The sequence below is a fragment of the Flavobacterium sp. WC2509 genome, from assembly GCF_052683105.1.
Window position 1 is genome coordinate 497292 of record NZ_JBQZFG010000001.1, and the last position, 20006, is coordinate 517297.

20 protein-coding genes are annotated in these 20006 nt (G+C 34.0%); 17 read left to right on the forward strand and 3 right to left on the reverse strand.

Features of this window, described 5'->3' with window-relative positions; all coding sequences use genetic code 11:
- Positions 1-22 precede the first annotated feature (22 nt).
- The 7 genes from ACUN3A_RS01845 (at position 23) to argH (ending at position 6818) form a co-directional block, all read left to right on the forward strand.
- On the forward strand, positions 23-667 hold the full coding sequence (locus tag ACUN3A_RS01845; protein WP_445549651.1) for a transcriptional regulator: 645 nt from the start codon (positions 23-25) through the stop codon (positions 665-667).
- Positions 664-1377, forward strand: a complete 714-nt coding sequence (locus ACUN3A_RS01850; RefSeq protein WP_445549652.1) for a DUF3307 domain-containing protein — start codon at positions 664-666, stop codon at positions 1375-1377. Before ACUN3A_RS01845 ends, ACUN3A_RS01850 begins: the two co-directional genes overlap by 4 nt.
- 85 nt (positions 1378-1462) lie before the next feature.
- A complete protein-coding gene (locus ACUN3A_RS01855) occupies positions 1463-2416 on the forward strand; it encodes an N-acetylornithine carbamoyltransferase (RefSeq protein ID WP_445549653.1) in 954 nt (317 codons plus the stop codon).
- A 38-nt stretch (positions 2417-2454) separates the two neighbouring features.
- Entirely contained in the window at positions 2455-3234 is a 780-nt protein-coding gene (gene argB, locus ACUN3A_RS01860; protein ID WP_445549654.1) for an acetylglutamate kinase, read from the forward strand.
- The gene (locus ACUN3A_RS01865; protein ID WP_445549655.1) at positions 3231-4301 is read left to right on the forward strand and encodes a M20 family metallo-hydrolase; all 1071 of its coding nucleotides are present in this window, start codon (positions 3231-3233) and stop codon (positions 4299-4301) included. Before argB ends, ACUN3A_RS01865 begins: the two co-directional genes overlap by 4 nt.
- 200 nt (positions 4302-4501) lie before the next feature.
- Positions 4502-5485: a virulence RhuM family protein gene (locus ACUN3A_RS01870; protein ID WP_445549656.1), complete on the forward strand. Its 984-nt coding sequence runs from the start codon at positions 4502-4504 to the stop codon at positions 5483-5485.
- A gap of 52 nt (positions 5486-5537) precedes the next feature.
- On the forward strand, positions 5538-6818 hold the full coding sequence (argH, locus tag ACUN3A_RS01875) for an argininosuccinate lyase (RefSeq protein ID WP_445549657.1): 1281 nt from the start codon (positions 5538-5540) through the stop codon (positions 6816-6818).
- 89 nt (positions 6819-6907) lie between these two features.
- On the opposite strand, the gene ACUN3A_RS01880 is transcribed toward argH, so the two are convergent.
- On the reverse strand, positions 6908-7537 hold the full coding sequence (locus ACUN3A_RS01880) for an MCP four helix bundle domain-containing protein (RefSeq protein WP_445549658.1): 630 nt from the start codon (positions 7535-7537) through the stop codon (positions 6908-6910).
- Positions 7538-7728: 191 nt separating this feature from the next.
- On the opposite strand from ACUN3A_RS01880, the gene ACUN3A_RS01885 reads away from it, so the two are divergent.
- Both ACUN3A_RS01885 and ACUN3A_RS01890 read left to right on the forward strand, forming a co-directional pair.
- Entirely contained in the window at positions 7729-8727 is a 999-nt protein-coding gene (locus ACUN3A_RS01885) for a DUF2157 domain-containing protein (protein WP_445549659.1), read from the forward strand.
- Positions 8711-9895 (forward strand): hypothetical protein, encoded by a 1185-nt coding sequence (locus tag ACUN3A_RS01890; RefSeq protein WP_445549660.1) that lies wholly within the window; start codon positions 8711-8713, stop codon positions 9893-9895. Before ACUN3A_RS01885 ends, ACUN3A_RS01890 begins: the two co-directional genes overlap by 17 nt.
- Positions 9896-10008: 113 nt before the next feature.
- Here ACUN3A_RS01890 and ytxJ read toward each other — a convergent pair whose 3' ends face one another.
- Positions 10009-10416 (reverse strand): bacillithiol system redox-active protein YtxJ, encoded by a 408-nt coding sequence (ytxJ, locus tag ACUN3A_RS01895; protein WP_445549661.1) that lies wholly within the window; start codon positions 10414-10416, stop codon positions 10009-10011.
- A 153-nt stretch (positions 10417-10569) separates the two neighbouring features.
- On the opposite strand from ytxJ, the gene clpB reads away from it, so the two are divergent.
- Positions 10570-13176, forward strand: a complete 2607-nt coding sequence (clpB, locus tag ACUN3A_RS01900; protein ID WP_445549662.1) for an ATP-dependent chaperone ClpB — start codon at positions 10570-10572, stop codon at positions 13174-13176.
- Between the two features lie 395 nt (positions 13177-13571).
- Positions 13572-14150, forward strand: coding sequence for a hypothetical protein (locus ACUN3A_RS01905; protein ID WP_445549663.1), 579 nt, complete (start codon positions 13572-13574; stop codon positions 14148-14150).
- Between the two features lie 927 nt (positions 14151-15077).
- On the opposite strand, the gene ACUN3A_RS01910 is transcribed toward ACUN3A_RS01905, so the two are convergent.
- Positions 15078-15383: a GIY-YIG nuclease family protein gene (locus ACUN3A_RS01910; protein WP_445549664.1), complete on the reverse strand. Its 306-nt coding sequence runs from the start codon at positions 15381-15383 to the stop codon at positions 15078-15080.
- A 389-nt stretch (positions 15384-15772) separates the two neighbouring features.
- Between ACUN3A_RS01910 and ACUN3A_RS01915 the strand changes: the two genes are divergently transcribed.
- The 6 genes from ACUN3A_RS01915 to ACUN3A_RS01940 all read left to right on the forward strand — a co-directional run bounded on the left by ACUN3A_RS01915 (position 15773) and on the right by ACUN3A_RS01940 (position 19898).
- A complete protein-coding gene (locus tag ACUN3A_RS01915) occupies positions 15773-16072 on the forward strand; it encodes a hypothetical protein (protein WP_445549665.1) in 300 nt (99 codons plus the stop codon).
- 391 nt (positions 16073-16463) lie between these two features.
- The gene (locus ACUN3A_RS01920; protein WP_445549666.1) at positions 16464-17063 is read left to right on the forward strand and encodes a nitroreductase family protein; all 600 of its coding nucleotides are present in this window, start codon (positions 16464-16466) and stop codon (positions 17061-17063) included.
- 82 nt (positions 17064-17145) lie between these two features.
- Positions 17146-18453 (forward strand): sensor histidine kinase, encoded by a 1308-nt coding sequence (locus tag ACUN3A_RS01925; protein WP_445549667.1) that lies wholly within the window; start codon positions 17146-17148, stop codon positions 18451-18453.
- 413 nt (positions 18454-18866) lie between these two features.
- Positions 18867-19151: a YtxH domain-containing protein gene (locus tag ACUN3A_RS01930; protein ID WP_445549668.1), complete on the forward strand. Its 285-nt coding sequence runs from the start codon at positions 18867-18869 to the stop codon at positions 19149-19151.
- Positions 19152-19167: 16 nt separating this feature from the next.
- On the forward strand, positions 19168-19521 hold the full coding sequence (locus tag ACUN3A_RS01935; RefSeq protein WP_445549669.1) for a hypothetical protein: 354 nt from the start codon (positions 19168-19170) through the stop codon (positions 19519-19521).
- Complete coding sequence (locus tag ACUN3A_RS01940) at positions 19518-19898, forward strand: hypothetical protein (RefSeq protein WP_445549670.1); 381 nt, start codon at positions 19518-19520, stop codon at positions 19896-19898. Before ACUN3A_RS01935 ends, ACUN3A_RS01940 begins: the two co-directional genes overlap by 4 nt.
- Positions 19899-20006 lie beyond the last annotated feature (108 nt).

Consider the following 20006-nt stretch of genomic DNA (forward strand, 5'->3'; position numbering starts at 1 on the left):
TAATTAATGCGATATTTGAATTATGATAGCAATTATAACCGCCGACATTATCAATTCACGCAAAGTAGTGAATCAGGAAATTTGGATAACTCCTTTAAAAAAGCTGTTAGCCGATTACGGTTCAACACCTCAGAAATGGGAAATTTATAGAGGTGATTATTTTCAAATTGAAATCGAGAATGCCGAAGAAGCCTTGCTTTTAGCATTAAAAATAAAAGCATTGATAAAAAGTATTAATGTGAATGAAGACCGAAAAAAAGCCAATTCAATTGATGTCCGGATGGCTATAGGCATAGGTACAAAAGAGTACACTGCCGATAGAATTTCGGAAAGTAATGGTACTGCTTTTATCAATTCGGGTGAAAAATTTGAAAAATTAAAAAAAGAGAAAACAACATTAGCGATTCAGTCCTCATTTCCAAATTTTGATTATGAGATGAATTTATATCTAAAATTAGCCGTTATACAAATGGATGCCTGGACAGTAAATTCGGCAACATTGTTTACTACCCTATTTGAAGATCCAGAAAAAAAACAAACTGAAATAGGAACCATTTTAGGTATTGGACAAAATTCAGTGAGTGGCCGGTTCAAACGTGCCCATGTTGATGAAATACAAGAATTAGACAAAATGTATCGTTTTAAGCTAAAAGAAATACTATCATGATGATTCTTGTCAAATTAATTTTAGCACATATATTGGGTGATTTTTTATTACAACCCAATAGTTGGGTTAAAGCAAAAGAAGAAAAAAAAGGATTGGCGTGGCAATTATATGCTCATGCATCCATACATGGATTACTGTCTTTACTTCTTTTATTTGACATAAGCAGTTGGAAATTAATAGCAAGCATAGCATTTAGCCACTTGATTATCGATTATATCAAGTTAAAATTTCAAAAAGAAAGTTCTAAGATTACTTGGTTTATTACTGACCAAATACTTCATCTCATTGTAATTGTTTTTTTAGGCCTCTATTGGCAAAACAGCGAGAAACAACTTTTTGATTTTTTACTTTCAGATACATTTATAATACTTGCAACGGCGATTCTTTTTTTAACACAGCCCGTTTCAATTATCTTGGGTGTTTTAATAAAACCATGGTCGGATGCGATTTCCAATGAAAAAGAGCAGTCGCTAAAGAATGCTGGCAAATACATTGGAATACTCGAAAGATTATTGGTTTTTCTATTTATTTGCACCAACCATTTTGAAGCAGTTGGCTTTTTATTAGCCACAAAATCAGTTTTCAGATTTGGCGATTTAAAAGAATCCAAAGAACGGAAATTGACAGAATATATATTAATAGGAACATTATTGAGTTTTGGAATTGCTTTGTTGGTGGGATTATTGACTCAATACGCATTAAAACTATAATTATAAAAAAAGTTGAATTGGTTAATCGTTAATTCGTTTAATCGATTAAACAAATTAACGATTAACCCGATTAAACTATAAAAAAATGAACTACACTTCAATAAAAGAAATAGATTCACTCCAAAAATGGGTGAAAGAAGCCATAAATATCAAAAAAAAACCACTCAAAAATAAAAAACTAGGAAAAAATAAAACCTTAGTAATGTTGTTTTTCAACTCTAGTTTGAGAACCCGTTTGAGTACTCAAAAAGCAGCCATAAATTTAGGAATGAACGTTATGGTAATGAACTTTGGAAGCGAAGGCTGGACATTAGAATTTGAGGATGGAACCGTAATGAATCAAGGTGCTTCGGAACATATCAAAGAAGCTGCCGAAGTAGTTTCACAATATGCAGATATAATTGCCATTAGAGCTTTTGCAGGATTAGTAGACAAAGAAAAAGACAATGCCGAAACCGTAATCTCAGGTTTCTTGAAATACGCTACTGTCCCTGTTGTAAATATGGAAAGTGCTACGGGACATCCTTTACAATCCCTTGCCGATGCTATCACAATGGCAGAACACAAAACCAAACACAGACCAAAAGTGGTATTATCATGGGCACCTCACCCAAGAGCTTTGCCTCAAGCTGTTGCCAATTCATTCGTAGAAATGATGCAACTGCAAACTGAAATGGATTTTGTCATTACGCACCCAGAAGGTTACGAACTGAATCCTGAAATTACTAAAGATTCTAAAATCGAACACGATCAAAACAAAGCTTTTGAAAACGCAGATTTTATCTATACTAAAAACTGGAGCAATTATAAGGAATACGGAAAAATTACAAATTCCGACCCAAATTGGACTGTTACTGCCGAAAAAATGGCATTAACAAACAATGCTAAATTCATGCACTGTTTACCTGTAAGAAGAAATGTCATCGTTACTGACGAAGTAATAGACAGCGAAAATTCTATTGTGATTGAGCAAGCGAATAATAGAACGTATTCAGCGCAATTGGTTTTGCAGAAGATTTTGAAAAAATTAGACAAATAGATAATAGAATAAAAAGTAAAGACTTTTAAACTTGTAAAATGAAAAAACCATTATCTATCATAAAAATTGGTGGAAACATCATTGATAATCCAACTGAATTGTCACAATTCTTAGCGGATTTCTCTAAGATTGAAGGCTACAAAATCCTGGTTCACGGTGGCGGAAAATCGGCTACCAAAATGGCACAAAGTATCGGATTGATTCCTCAAATGATTGAGGGTCGACGTATAACCGACAAACCAATGCTGGATGTTGTAGTAATGATTTATGCGGGTGAAATTAACAAAAATGTTGTCGCTCAATTACAAGCCAATAACACTAATGCAATGGGTTTTTCGGGTGCTGATGGGAATTTAATTCAATCCACCAAAAGAAATCACCCAACCATTGATTATGGCTTTGTTGGAGATGTGCAAAAAGTCAATACTCCTCTATTAGAAACTTTGATTTCTAATGGAATTGTTCCTGTATTTTGTGCTATCACTCACGATAAAAACGGACAATTATTGAATACGAATGCCGACACGATTGCTAGTGAATTAGCCATTGCAGCCTCCGAAGTTTTTGAAGTGACTTTGAATTATTGCTTCGAAAAAGCGGGAGTTCTAACGGATGTTGAAGATGAAGATTCGGTAATTCAACAAATAAACTCAGCGCTATATGCGAAATTAAAAGAAGAAGGAGCCATTCACTCTGGAATGATTCCTAAATTAGACAACTGTTTCAATAGCTTGTCTAAAGGCGTTCAACAAATAAAAATTGGTCATCATAGAATGTTACAAAACAAGGCTGCATTGCATACCACAATAACTTTATGAAAAACATAGAAACTCTTATACAAGAAGCCATTGCGTTATTAAAATCGCTAATTCAAACTCCTTCCTTTTCGAGCGAAGAAGATCAAACAGCCCTTTTAATCGAAAATTGGTTTACACAAAATAACATCCCTTTTGAGCGGGAAAACAATAATATTTGGGCTTACAATCAACATTTTGATAAATCCAAACCTACACTTTTACTCAATTCACATCATGATACGGTAAGACCTAACCAAGGCTACACTAACGATCCTTTTGAAGCGATTGTAAAAGATGGAAAATTATTTGGTCTTGGAAGCAATGATGCCGGCGGATGTTTGGTATCGCTAATCGCAACTTTCACACATTTTTATGCTACCAAAAATCTGCCTTATAACATCGTTATTGTTGCTTCAGCAGAAGAAGAAAGCAGCGGAAAAAATGGATTAAATAGTGTTTTAAAACATTTACCAGAATTAGAATGTGCTATCGTTGGTGAACCAACATTGATGCAATTGGCAGTAGCCGAAAAAGGATTATTGGTTCTAGATGTTGTAGTAAAAGGAACAGCAAGTCACGCCGCACATAACAATCCTGACAATCCAATTTATAATGCAATGCCAGTAATTGATTGGTTTAAGACCTTTCAATTCGAAAAAATATCAGACGTTTTAGGTCCTGTAAAAATGACCGTAACCCAAGTTACAGCCGGAAAACAACACAATGTTGTTCCTGCAGAATGTCATTTGGTTGTCGATATTCGGGTGACTGATTGTTACAATAATACCGAAATTTTAGAAACCATAAGAGCCAATGTTAACGCCGAAGTTACGCCTCGCTCAATGCATTTAAATGCTTCATCAATTCCAGTTTCGCACGGATTGGTACAAGCAGGAATTAAGTTAGGAAGAACCACTTATGGCTCACCTACCCTTTCTGATCAATCAGTTTTGAGCTGTCAATCCTTGAAGTTAGGGCCAGGAGAAAGCTTGCGGTCACATTCAGCAGATGAATTTATATTTATAAACGAAATCGAAGAAGGAATCCAATTGTATATTAAAATACTTGGAGACTTCTTGAAGAATTAAATAATTTTCAGGAGCTAATCCCGCTATTCGTTACAAAAGAAGTTCATTGAACTCCTATAAAAAAAGATGCAAAGTGAAGTAATCTTTTATGGCGAACCCCGCCATAAAAGGATTTTCACTACACATGAGCGACAGCGAGCTGGCGAAGCAATCGGGGCTAAGGATTTAGGAAAGCTAAGTCAATTTATAAAATAATAACCATGCAAAAACCCATTTTACTATATCAAACTAGCGACAGCAAAATCAATGTCGAAGTAACCTATATAGATGAGAGTTTTTGGTTAACACAAAAAGCAATTGCAGCGTTATTTGGAGTAGAATCTCATACGGTAACGTATCATTTAAAAGAAATTTTTAAAAGTCAAGAATTAGAAGAGATTTCAGTTACTCGAAAAATTCGAGCAACTGCTACAGATGGAAAAAATTATAATACCTCTTTCTATAATCTTGACGCCATAATCGCCATTGGTTACCGAGTCAATTCCAAACAAGCTACACAGTTTAGAATTTGGGCAACCAAAACCTTGAAAGAATTTATCATTAAAGGATTTGTTTTAAATGATGAAATGTTAAAAAATGGTACCTCATTCGGTAAAGATTATTTTGAGGAATTATTAGGTAAAATAAGAGAAATTCGTTCTTCAGAAAGACGATTTTATCAAAAAATAACAGATATTTATGCCCTTTCTGCCGATTATGAAAAAGGAGCTTTAGAAACTAAAGATTTTTTTGCTTCGGTACAAAACAAATTGCATTGGGCGATAACAGGAAAAACAGCCGCTGAAATAATTTATACAGAGGCTGATGCAACTAAGTTATACATGGGTTTAACTACTTGGAAAGACGCACCAGAAGGTAAAATTCAGAAAACAGATGTTGTTGTTGCTAAAAACTATTTGAGCGAAAGCCATATTCAAGAATTAAACCGAATTGTTTCTGCTTATTTGGATTTAGCCGAAAATAATGCAAAACGACAATTGTTAATGAAAATGGAGGATTGGAGTACTTTTTTGAATAATTTTTTACAACTTTCAAATTATCCAATTTTGTTAGACAGAGGAAAAATAACACAATTAGAAGCCAAATTAAAAGCAGAATCAGAATTTGATAAATTCAGGATAATCCAAGATAGAGACTATCTTTCGGATTTTGATAAAGAGATATTAAAAATAAATAAAAAATAATTTGCCGTAAGTACAAGTTGTGACTTGTATTTACAAAACAAAAAACATTATTATGAAACTTTGGGAAAAAGGAATACCAACAGATAAACAAATAGAACATTTCACCGTTGGAAATGACCGTGAATTGGATTTAGTTTTAGCTAAATACGATGCCTTAGGCTCAATTGCTCACGCCAAAATGTTGGGTAAAATTGGTTTATTAACTTCTGAAGAAACTACTTCTTTAGTATTAGCTTTAGAGGATATCATCGCTGATGTCGAAAAAGGAAATTTCGAAATTGAAGATAGTTTTGAAGATGTTCACTCTAAAATTGAATATTTACTAACTGTAAAATTAGGCGATGCTGGAAAGAAAATCCACACCGCACGTTCCCGTAACGATCAGGTTTTGGTTGATGTGAATTTATACTTAAAAGATGCTGTCAAAGAATTAAAAGAGCAGGTAAAAACGCTTTTTGATTTAATGATGGAATCGGCAGAAAAACACCAAAACGTATTGTTGCCAGGTTATACACATTTACAAATTGCAATGCCATCTTCTTTCGGGATGTGGTTTTCTGCTTATGCCGAAACCCTTATTGACGATATTACAATGTTGAATGCCGCTTTGAAAGTAGTAGATCAAAACCCATTGGGTTCAGCTGCAGGTTACGGAAGTTCATTCCCTATCAACAGAACTTTTACTACCAAAGAATTAGGTTTTGAAACGTTGAAATACAATTCGGTTGCGGCACAAATGAGCCGCGGAAAATCGGAGAAAACAGTAGCTTTTGCTATGAGCAGTGTTGCTGCAACTTTGGCAAAATTCTCAATGGACGTTTGTTTGTATATGAGTCAGAATTTTGATTTTATCGGTTTACCTTCTCATTTAACAACAGGTTCGAGCATTATGCCTCACAAGAAAAACCCAGATGTTTTTGAGTTAATTCGTGGAAAATGCAACAAAATTCAAGCCTTGCCGTATGAAATTACCTTAATCACCAATAATTTACCAAGTGGTTACCACAGGGATTTTCAATTATTGAAAGAAGGTTTGTTCCCAGCGATTCAAAACCTGAAAGCTTGTTTAGACATTGCTATCTTCTCTATCAAGGATATTAAAGTAAAAGATAATATTTTGGCAGACAAAAAATACGATTATTTGTTTACTGTAGACACTTTAAATGAAATGGTAGTAGCTGGAATGCCATTTAGAGATGCATATAAAGCCGTTGCTGAACAATTGGAAGCTGGCGCTTATCAATCACCAAAAGAAACCAAACATACACACGAAGGCAGTATTAATAATCTTTGTTTGTTTGAAATTAAAGAGAAAATGGCAAAAGCTTATTAAGCTAAATCATGCTCTCATAAACTTATACTTTAAAAAAAAGACATTAGGATTCTCAAGTAAATTCTAATGTCTTTTTTTTAAATTATCGCTTAATTCAAACTTGGTGCTTCAGGTATTTTGACTTTTATTTTATCTTTCTTAGCCATCAACAAATAGACTGTAATGCCGCTTAGAATAACAAGCAGGGCAATTTCAAGCTCTCCCAAGCTATTATTTCCGCTGTGTAAAGCATTAGAATGATCTAATTTAGATTTTCCTTCTTTAATTTGAAGATGAGAAAGTTTCCCTAATGTTTGTAATGCCTGATTACTAGAATTTACAATTTGATTCCAGTTTTTATTTCTGTTCCGTTCTTTAATAGTAGTACAAGAAGATAAAAAGGACTTAAAAAATAGTCCTTCATTTGCTGTTAAAACCGTCTTTGAATATAGTGCATCAATATTTTGCATATTACCCAAAGCTATTGCAATCCCCTCCATTTTTTGAAGCTCATTCAATTGAGGATTTATCGCGTTTGCTTTTATCGAATGAAGTTCATTTGCATATTGAAAAATATAATGCTCTACAACCAATCGATCATTAAAGATGGCATTGATATCCTCATTCGTTTTTTTGGAATTATGTAACGTATTGAAATTACTCAATAAGATAATTACCATAACAATCAGTAGAATAAAAGCAGCTTTCGTTTTATTTGTATATTTTTTTAAATCGCTCATCAAGTATGTTTTATGACTTAGCAATATACGTCATTGTGTTGAAGAATACAATTTACTTAAAATAGTTTAGTTATTTCTGAGATAAATCCTCGATTGCACTACAGGTTGGGAAAAGCATTTTTTCAGTAAATACTTGTCGTCAATTAGTACTAAAAATTGTATATATTTGATAAACATCTTAACTAAATGATATGGCAAATTTAGAAGAACAAGCAACGCAACCGCTTTTTAACCAAAATCACATAACCAAAGAGCAATTTGAAGCCGTTAAGACCTATAGAAGTTTGAATTTGTTTTCGGTTCATAATGAATTGAAACTCTTATTATATCTTTCGATGCTTATGTTTACTTCCGGCATTGGAATTTTAATTTATCAAAATATCGATACAATTGGACATACGGTTCTTCTTGGACTATTGCTATTAGTTACATTCATCTGTTTTTACTTTTGTTTTAAAAATCATCTGGGTTTCAAAAAAGAAGAAGCTCCTTTTCCTAATCCGCTATATGATTATTTGGTACTAACTGCGGTTATTTTGAGCTGTACATTTGTTGGATATTTGCAGTTTCAATACCAAACTTTTGGAACTCATTACGGATTGGCTACTTTAATTCCAACAATCATTAGCCTTTTTTGTGCCTATTATTTTGATAACAAAAGTGTTTTATCCATCGGCATAACAGGGATGGCAGCTTATTTAGGACTTTCAGTCGATCCAAAACATTATTTTGAAAACGAGATATTTAATAACAGAACGTTGAGTTATATTGGTCTGGCTTTTGGTTTGACATTGTTGCTTTGGACTTTATATGCCAGTAAAATCAATTTAAAAAAACACTTTAATTTGGTTTATCTCACTTTTTCCTTGCATTTAGTTGGTATTGCTTGTATGGTGAATTTATGCGATGATTACTGGTTCCCTTTTGGCTTCATATTGGGAATAACTACATATTATTTTTATAATCTAAGTTTTCAAATTAGATCCATTTCCTTCTTTCTTTTCACTATTTTATATGGTTATATAGGGATGAATATCTTTTTTGTAAGGATTATTGGTTTGGTTCATTTTGATGATTTTATAGTGATGTTTTTCTTCATAATCCCTATATACTTGGGATTTTCTATAGTTAGTTGCATAAAACTGATCAAACATTTTAATAAAAAAACTAGTCATGATAGCATACGATAAAACTCTTTTGGATAATGTATATATAGACGAAGAAGCCCATCGATTGAAACAATCGGGTTTTATTAGTGCAGAACAATACAAAACACATAGTAATCAGATAGTAAAACTTAAAAGTCAAAACAATATTTTTATTCGAATTGGCTTTTTTATTCTGGGCTGCATGTTGTATTCTTCCATATGTGGTTTTTTATCGCTTTTAGGATTAGGTATCATCGACAATGCCTACTTATTTTTCATCTATCTCTTTGCCTTAATTGGTTTTGGAGTCAAAGAATTTATGTCCCGAGAAATGTTTTTTTTCGGTTATGGCTTAGATGATGCTTTTATTTTGGGTGCTATTTTAGCGTTGCTAATTGCTATTGGACTTACATCTCAACAAAACTACGATCCAAATTATCTGGCTGTAATTATTGTAATGGCAATTGTATCAAGTGTAGCGTATTTGCGGTATCTCAATCTTCCTTTGGCGCTTCTGGCCTGCATTGGAATAACAGGAAGTGTAGCTTATTTGTTTTTTGATTATCTTATAATTGGAAAAGCCATATTACCTTTCGTTATGATGTTATTATCTGGAATTGGTTATTTTATCTCTAAAAAGAAGCTACAAAATCTAACTGCACCCTATTATTATAACGGACTAAAACTAACTAAAGGATTCTGCTTAATTCTATTTTATTTAGCAGGGAATTATTATGTGGTAAGAGAATTAAACGCATCACTTTCTGGAGAATATTACAGTGGTTTAAGTCCTGAAATTCCTTTTGCTTTACTCTTTTGGGCATTCACATTTATAATACCGGTAACGTATCTCGTTTATTCTTTAAAAAACAAAGACCGAATAATGCTTTGGATTGGCTTTCTGGCACTTTGCTTTAGCTTTTTTACTTTCAGAACATATCATCATATTTTACCACCAGAAGTAGCTTTGACTATTGGTGGACTAGTATTATTTGCATTTACATATTTTTCGATAAAAAAAACAAAATACAACGAAACTGGAATAACTTTCAAAGCAGATCGCTTTTCGAATCCAAATGCTTTTGCCAATCTACAAACTCTTGTAGTTGCATCGCAATTTGGCATTGAACCTGAAGTAAAAGTTGAGGAATCTCCAATGGAGTTTGGTGGTGGTGGATTTAGCGGTGGCGGTTCGAGTGGGGAATTTTAGAATAAAAAAAAATAACACAAATTTGCTCAGATTTTAAAAGTATGATTGAAATCTGTGCAAATCCGTTAAATCCGTATAATCTGTGGCCAATTACGTCGGTTATATCATCAGTATTACAACAATCTCTCCGCTAAATCTCCCGCATTAATCGCATCATGCGAAACATCATAAACAGATTTTCCTTCTTTAATCAACAATAATTGAGGCGATTGATGATACACATTAAAACGAGTTGCAATTTCATTAGAAATATCGCGGTATTCCAATAAATCCAAGAAATACATAGAAACATTCTTCTCAGTAAAGACGTTGTATTGCGACGCCTCTGCTTCAAATTGTTTTAAGGCAAACCTGCTTATGCTACAACGCGTACTATGTTTAAAAATAACTACAGGATTTTGATTCGAAAAGCCAACTATTTCATCCAATTGCCCCATAAACTGAAGTGGAATCCAATTGATCTTACTTCCTGTTTCTTTATTTTCTTCTGAACTACCAAATAGGGAATTGAATATACTCATTTTGTCTTATTTTATGTCTTTTTGTCTTTATAATATGATAAAAATCATCACTTAAACGTCAAATTGTCCGTAAATTTATAGTGGAATATCATTTGATGATTATTTTGCAAAGTTAATTATTAAACAATATAAAAACATATAAAACCTTTAATCATGAACATTAATAAATTCACTATTAAATCGCAAGAAGCCATTCAGCTTTCACAGCAATTGGTTCAGAGTTTGGGTCAGCAACAAATAGAAAACGAACACATTTTCAAAGCTATTTTTGAAGTAGATGAAAATGTGGCACCATTCCTTTTGAAAAAACTCAATGTCAATGTACCATTGTTTCTTCAAATTTTGGATGCAACCATTCAGAGTTTTCCAAAAGTCTCAGGAGGCGAAATACAGCTTTCGAGAGCGGCCAATACCGCTTTGAACGAGGCCGAAATTATTGCCAAAAAAATGAATGATGAATACGTTTCGATTGAACATTTGATTCTGGCTATATTTGACTCTAAAAGCAAAGTATCTCAAATCCTAAAAGATCAAGGGGCGACCGGAAAAGGATTGAAAGCTGCGATAGCAGAATTGCGCAAAGGCGAAAGAGTAACCTCAGCATCAGCCGAAGAAACATACAATTCATTAAATAAATATGCAAAAAACCTCAACGAACTAGCTCGAACTGGAAAACTAGACCCTGTAATTGGCCGTGACGAAGAAATTCGACGTGTATTGCAAATTCTGACCCGAAGAACCAAAAACAACCCGATGCTGGTTGGGGAACCTGGTGTGGGTAAAACGGCCATTGCTGAAGGATTGGCACACCGTATTGTAGATGGTGACGTACCTGATAATTTAAAAGATAAAATAGTTTTCTCTCTGGATATGGGAGCTTTAATTGCTGGTGCAAAATACAAGGGCGAATTTGAAGAACGCTTGAAATCGGTAGTGAAAGAAGTAACCGCTGCCGAAGGAGATATTGTTCTTTTTATTGATGAAATTCACACTCTCGTAGGAGCTGGCGGTGGCGAAGGTGCTATGGATGCCGCAAACATTTTAAAACCTGCTTTGGCTCGTGGAGAATTGCGTGCTATCGGTGCTACAACTTTGGACGAATACCAAAAATATTTTGAAAAAGACAAAGCACTCGAGCGTCGTTTTCAAAAAATAATAATTGAAGAACCCGATACCGAAAGTGCTATTTCTATCCTTCGAGGCATCAAGGAAAAATACGAAACACATCATAAAGTACAAATCAAGGACGATGCTATTATTGCTGCCGTAACCCTTTCGCAACGTTATATTACCAATCGTTTTCTTCCAGATAAAGCCATCGATTTAATAGACGAAGCTGCTTCTAAACTGCGCATGGAAATCAACTCTAAACCTGAGGAATTAGACGTTTTGGATCGAAAAATAATGCAGTTGGAAATCGAAATTGAAGCTATCAAACGTGAAAAAGACGAAAGCAAGCTTAAAGTATTAGGTTTGGATTTGGCTAATTTAAAAGAAGACCGAAACATCATTTACACCAAATGGAAATCTGAAAAAGATGTAGTAGACAATATTCAAACCGTAAAAACCGAAATCGAAGATTTCAAATACGAAGCCGAACGTGCCGAGCGTGATGGTGATTATGGAAAAGTAGCCGAAATCCGTTACGGAAAAATCAAAGAAGCTCAAGAGCGATTGGCTACATTTACCAAACAATTACAAGAAAACCAATCGGGAACTTCGTTGATAAAAGAAGAAGTGACACGAGAAGATATCGCCGAAGTAGTTGCCAAATGGACTGGAATACCTGTGATGAAAATGTTACAGGGAGAACGCGAAAAACTATTGCACCTTGAAGAAGAATTGCACAGACGTGTTGTTGGTCAAGAAGAAGCTATCGAAGCGGTAAGTGATGCCGTACGCCGAAGCCGTGCGGGATTGCAGGACATGAAAAAACCAGTAGGAACCTTCCTTTTCCTTGGAACTACAGGGGTTGGAAAAACTGAATTAGCAAAAGCCTTGGCAGAATATTTATTCGACGATGAAAACGCCATGACCCGAATCGATATGAGCGAATACCAGGAACGCCACAGCGTGAGCCGTTTGGTGGGTGCACCTCCGGGATATGTGGGTTATGACGAAGGCGGACAATTGACCGAAGCCGTCCGTAGAAAGCCGTATTCTGTGATTTTGCTGGATGAAATCGAAAAAGCACATCCTGATACCTTCAATATCTTGTTGCAAGTACTTGACGAAGGACGTTTGACGGATAACAAAGGACGTTTGGCCGATTTCAAAAACACGATTATCATTATGACTTCCAATATGGGAAGCCAAATCATACAGGATAAGTTTGAAAACCTAAAAGGAAGTGTCGAAGCCGCTACGGAATTAGCAAAAATAGAAGTCCTCGGATTATTGAAACAAACCGTGCGTCCAGAGTTCATCAATCGTATTGACGAAATCGTGATGTTTACACCATTGACCAATGCCAATATTACCCAAATCGTTGGTTTGCAATTAAAAAGCATTACCAAAATGTTGGAACAACAAGGCATTACGATGAATGCAACGCTTGAAGCTATCCAGTATCTATCCGAAAAAGGATATGATCCGCAATTTGGTGCCCGACCAGTAAAACGTGTGATACAAAGAGACGTTTTGAATAAATTGTCCAAAGAAATCCTCGCTGGCAACATCAAAACGGATAGTGTTATTTTACTGGATTCTTTTGATGGCGAATTGGTTTTCAGAAATCAAACGGAGTTGGTACACGAATAAATAAACAGAATCAATTTTTTAAAACTGCATTGTGTGGCAACACTTTGCAGTTTTTTTTTGTTTTAGGAGCAGAAGTGTTCGATTTTTCATCAACTTCACTCCCGCTGTCATTCCAATCTTTTTAATCTCAAAAAAAGAGATTAAAAAGGATTTTCCCTTCCATCGGGGCTAAGCGAAAACTTTTGTTTTTCAAAAAACTATTCCAAAACTTGTTTTCAATTTGACTTTACTGCAAAGTGAAAACCATTAAAATTTATAATACTTTTTTTATACATTTGAAAACAAATAAAACCTGACAGGTATAAGACTAAGCGACCCTATTTAAGGTGAGAAAGTTGGATTTTATCAGAACTATAAACGAGTTGGGCGTCACTTTCGAAAAACCGTACCGAAAAATGAGTGTTTCAAAAGACATTAACGAAAATAACAGAAACGTTTTGATGAATTCATTCCCAAGTGAATTACAAAATGATGTTGAAATCGTAATAGATTTTTTGAATAATGAAAAATTAGAAATACATCTAAATTTAGAAAAACCAATTTTCATTAATGGCGAAACTATTATTATTCCAAACAGAATTTACTCAAACGAGCCAAAACACAATTTTGAAGATGAATTAACAGAAACTCAAAACGTAATTCTAAACTGTGTGTATCTAACTCATAAAAATGGCTTTTTAAGACAGCAAAGATTAGAAATACTAAAAGACAATTTTGAAGATTTTGTAATTCCATATAAAATGAAAGTTTTATCAGAATATGTAATCGAAATAATTAGTGAAATTGAAAGCCAAATAAATGAAAAATCAATTGAAAGTTATTTGAAATTTATTCGTGAAAATCCAAAGTATTGGAATTTAACAAAAAGTAGAATTACAAGTTATTGGGGAGAATATTTTAAATGGAATTGTAAACTTAAAGATTATGTTGGACGCAGAATAATAAAGAAAATAGAAACTGAATTAAAACGATAAATAAAAAAGCAAAAGTTCCGCTCTGCGAAGTCTCCTGACTTCGCCACACACGCTGAGCAACCAATACAATTCCGAAATCAAAGTCCTTGCGAGGAACGAAGCAATCTCACTATCATAAGCAAGCCCAACAATTCATTTGGAATGGATATAGCAAATGTGATTGCTTCGTGCCTCGTAAGGACTCAGCGAACGTAAAAATTCCCCCGCTCTGCGAAGTCTCCCGACTTCGTCACGCACACTGAGCAACCAATACAATTCCGAAATCAAAGTCATTGAGAAGAACGAAGCAATCTCACTATCATAAGCAAGCCCCGCTCAGCGAAGTCTCCAGACTCCGTCACGCACGCTGAGCAACCAATACAATTCCGAAATCAAAGTCATTGAGAGGCACGAAACAATCTCATTATCATAATCAAGTCCAGCAAATCAGTTGGAACGGATATAGCAAATGTGATTGCTTCGTGCCTCGCAAGGACTCAGCGAACGTAAAATTCTCCGCTCAGCGAAGTCCCCGACTTCGCCACACACGCTGAGTAACCAATACAATTCCGAAATCAAAGTCATTGAGAGGCACGAAACAATCTCATTATCATAATCAAGTCCAGCAAATCATTTGGAACGGATATAGCAAATGTGATTGCTTCGTGCCTCGCAAGGACTCAGCGAACGTAAAAATTCTCACGCTCCTCGAAGTCTCCCGACTTCGTCACGCACGCTGAGCAACCAATACAATTCCCCAATCAAAGTCCTTGCGAGGAACGAAGCAATCTCACTATCATAAGCAAGCCCTGTAATTCATTGAAACAGATATAGCAAAATGAGGTTACTTCGTTCCTTGTAAAGACTAAAACAATGATTAGCTCTACATAAACTAAATACATTTGCTTTGTTCCTCCCAATGATGTTTTTATGGAGTTTTATTTTTTATTACTCAGTCATTATATCCTTGATTTCATCAAATAAATCTTTCAAAGTTGGATTCATTGAACGTATTAAATCATTTTTCACTTGTCTTGAACCTGCTTTTATTTGTTTTTCCCGAGTTATCGCATCTTCAATCCATTGAAATTGCTCATAGTAAACTAATAAGTTTACATCATAACGTGCTGAAAACGAATTCGGATATTTTTTTTCTCTATGTTCCAGAATTCTTTGAGGGAGATTTGAAGTAACTCCGGTGTAAACTACCGTTTGGTATTTATTCGTAATTATGTAGACAAATCCTGGTTTCATGTTTTATTTGTGAGATTATTTTGAATAATTAATTTATCTAATTTAGTAAAACCTTTTAATAATTTACTAATTGGTCACCATTTTAGCATGTATGCTTTGTATATCAATTCAAATTAATTAATGATGATTACTTATGTTAGCGTGATTGCTTCGTTCTTGACAATGACCCAAACAATAATAGTCATTCACTATCAAAATCATTCCGGGTTAGAATCAATTTACCCGACGTCCTAAATATGCAATAAATATCCTCGTTAACGATAGCGCAGTTTTACTTCGTCAGTTCGCTATCGCTCGTGTGCAAACTGTGCCCACAAACAAGAACAAACAATAGAGATGTTTTAATTGCCAATTGGGATGGGCGCAGTTTATAAAACTGCACTATCATTATGGAAATAATGAACGATTGTATTCGTACTAAAAAAAGTTTACAAAATCTAATGACAACTCCCATTATAAGTCCTCCTACCAAAAACATAGGAGCTCCTATCAAAACTGTAGGAGCTCCTACCAAAATCATAGGAACTCCTACCAAAACTATAGGAGCTCTTATCAAAAACATAGGAGAACCTATTAAAACTATAGGAGCTCCTATCAAAATCATAGCTGCTCCTACCAAAACTATAGGAGATCTTATCAAAAACATAGGAGAACCTATTACAAAGTATAGGAGCCCCCCAACGTCCTAGAATATGCATTAAATATTTTCGCTAATGATAGTTCAGTTTTACAAACTGTGCCCACAAACGAGAGTAGACAATAGAAATGTTTTAGTTGCCAATTGGGATGGGCGCAGTTTGCACACGAGCGATAGCGAACTAACGAAGTAAAACTGCGTTATTGATTATGGAAATAAAGAGCGATCGTATTCGTCCTGAAAAAAGTTTATACAATCTAATGACTACTCCCCTACAGATACTACAACACCTACCTAAACTAAAGGCGAGCCTCCAAAAATCAAAGGAACGCCTATCCAAAACAAAGGTGTCGCCTACAAAATCGAAAGGAGAGCCATAAATAATAAAAGGCTTAACTTTGTATCTAATAAATTAATACCATAAAACATCAAAAAATAGAACCATGAATATTTTAGAGTTAATAGAAAAAAGATACAGTACAAAGAAATATAACGCAGATAAAACAATACCTCAAGAAAAAATTGAAGCTTTGAAAGAAATACTGCGCCTCTCTCCATCTTCTATAAATATTCAGCCCTGGAAATTTACCTTTGTACAAAATCCAGAAATCAAAGCCAAATTAGCTTCTGTTTCAATGCACAATACAGAAAAAGTAAATCAGGCACCATTATTAGTTGTATTTAGTGTAGCCGACGATCTAAATGCCTTTCAAAAAGTGGTTGAAAACGAATTACCGCAAGCTAGAAGTGACTGGTACAAACAGATTAAAGCAACTATGCCAGAAGCAGATTTGAAAATATGGCTGTCTAAACAAGTTTATATTGCTTTGGGAGTTGGTTTAACAGCTAGTATTGCATTAGGTCTGGATTCTACACCAATGGAAGGCATCGAATCAGATAAATACATGGATATTCTAAATATGACAGCATACAAACCACTATTTGCAATGGCTGTAGGTTATGCATCCGAAGATGATTTCAACCGAATTGAAGCCACACCAAAATCCAGAAGATTGCAAGAGAGTGTAATTGAAACTATTTAACCATAGCAGTATTCAAACCAAAGACAGTAAAAATCGTAAAATGTAAATCTACTTGACTACCTTTGAGAATTATCTAAAGTGAATGAGCAAAAAATTACTTACTGCAACTAAAAATAATGATTCTCAGACTGAAGATCAAACAAATTATGCCGAAGAATTAATTATTGCCAATAAAGAGCTTGCCTTTCAAAATGAAGAAAAAGAAAAACGAGCAGCAGAATTAATCATCGCTAATAAAGAGCTTGCTTTTCAAAACAAAGAAAAAGAAAAACGAGCAGCAGAATTAGTGATTGCAAACAAAGAACTGGCACTTCAGATTATTGAAAAAGAAAAACGCGCTGCCGAATTAATCATTGCCAATAAAGAGCTTGCTTTTCAAAATGAAGAAAAAGAAAAACGTGCTGCCGAATTAATCATTGCTAATAAAGAGCTTGCTTTTCAAAACAAAGAAAAAGAAAAACGAGCAGCAGAATTAGTGATTGCCAACAAAGAACTGGCACTTCAAATTATTGAGAAAGAAAAACGTGCTGCCGAATTAATCATCGCCAATAAAGAGCTTGCTTTTCAAAATGAAGAAAAAGAAAAACGTGCTGCCGAATTAATCATTGCTAATAAAGAGCTTGCTTTTCAGAACAAAGAAAAAGAAAAACGTGCTGCCGAATTACTTATTGCCAATAAAGAACTGGAATCTTTTACATTCATTTCAAGTCATGATCTACAAGAGCCTTTGAGAAAAATTCAAGCTTTCTCCGGAAGGATTTTGGATGAAGAATATGACAATTTATCTCCAAAAGGAAAACATTATGTAGAACGCACTAGGCTTTCGGCATTACACATGCAAACGCTCATAAACGATTTACTTGCTTATTCCCGCACCACCGTTGCACAAAGGAAGTTTGAAATCAGTGATCTCAATAAAATTGTTCAAGATGTAATGGCTTCGCTTAAGGAACAATTACAGGAAAAAGGAGCCACCATTGAAGTTCATAAACTTAGTGATGTTAACATCATTCCGTTTCAATTTCGCCAATTACTACAAAACCTTATTAATAATTCGCTCAAATTTTGCAAGCCAGATCTGAAATGTCATATTACCATTAAATGTGATTTTATAAAATACGATGCTTTAAACGCTAAAAAATTTGCTCTAAAACTAGACTATCATCATATTAGTATTGCTGATAACGGAATAGGATTCGAACCTGAATTCAAGTATAAGATATTTGAAATTTTTCAACGTTTACATGAAAAGGGTAATTATGAAGGTACTGGTATTGGTCTAACCATTGCCAGAAAGATTGTAGAAAATCATAATGGAATTATCACTGCAAGCGGTAAATTAAATAAAGGTGCCATTTTTAATATTTACATTCCAGCTGAACAAAAATAGTAAGACAACAACAATTACTGTTGTAACTAAATAAAATTGCAACTCATTATTCAAATAATAATTCCGCATTTGGAATAGCTAACAAAACACTGATCTTTTAATCAGTGTTTTTTTTTTACATAGAAATTTTATAACTTTTTTAAAAAGTAATATAAAATATTTTTAGGCAAAGTAATTGAACTTTACATCATTGCAATAAAGCAATAATTGACTTGAAACTAGCAACTTTATAAAAACAAAAATCATGAACAATTTATTCAGAGGATTACTTGCAGGTTATGGAGCAAAAAAACTAGGCGGTGGTTGCTTTGGAACTATTTTAGTTTTTGTAATTCTTTGGTTTCTTTTAGGTCAATGCAGTTAAAAATTCAAATTCATATAAATAAATTCATTAACATTCAAAATCAAATATCATGAGCACAGGTAAAGTAGTATTAGGAACAGTAGCAGGACTTGCAGTAGGTGGAATATTAGGAATCTTATTTGCACCTGAAAAAGGTTCAATAACCCGTCAACAAATCGCGGATAAAGGGCATGATTATGCAGAGGAGTTAAAATCTAAATATAACAGCATTGCAGATACCTTGAAAGAAAAAATTCAAGCTGTAAAAAGTGAGGCAAAAAACATAGCCGAAAATGAGCTTGATAAATTTGAGAAAGTTCAAGCTGAATTCAATGATGAGGCAAAAAATTTTTAATTCTAAATAATATATTATGAATGACAATACAACACCCATAGCAACGCTTTTTGAGCGAGCAGAAGATTACACCAAAACAAGCATAAAATTGTTAAAACTAAACGCTGTAGATAAATCTGCCGAAATAGTTTCATCACTCTTTTCAATACTTGTTGTTAGTATGACGGTTGTATTGTCAATCATAATTATTAGCATTGGTGTAGCATTATGGTTGGGCAAACTATTAGGCGATGCATTTTATGGTTTCTTTATAATTGGAGCTTTCTATTTGTTAGTTGCTATTTTTCTTAGAATTTTCAGAGAACAATGGCTCAAATATCCAGTTAGTAATTCTATTATTAAACAAATGATGAAACAAAAAGCGTTATGAAAAAGACAAACGAAACCGATTCATTAAATGAATTAATACTACTTACAGAGCAACAATACAACACTGACTTGTTCTTACTAAAGGAACAATTCCATATTGCATATGAAAGTGTAAAACCTCTCAACCTCATCCAGAATCTTGTTCATGACGTTGCTACATCACCCAAAATAAAAGAAGATGTACTTGGGAATGTTATGGGCTTAGTTAGTGGATTTATTGCTAAAAATTTCATGGTAGCTCACAAAAGCAGCCCCATAAAAAAAGTATTGGGGACAATTATGCAATTTGCAATAACAAATGTAGTTTCAAAACATTCAACAGACATCAAGGCAGTCGGAACTGCTCTTTTCAATAATTTTATCAAAAAAAAGCATTGATAAATAAGAATCATTATAACAGGCACCAGTCGAAAGGCTGGTGTTTATTATTTAAATATAAGGATAGTTTCTAACAACAACTTTCGTTATAACCATACATTCAATCAA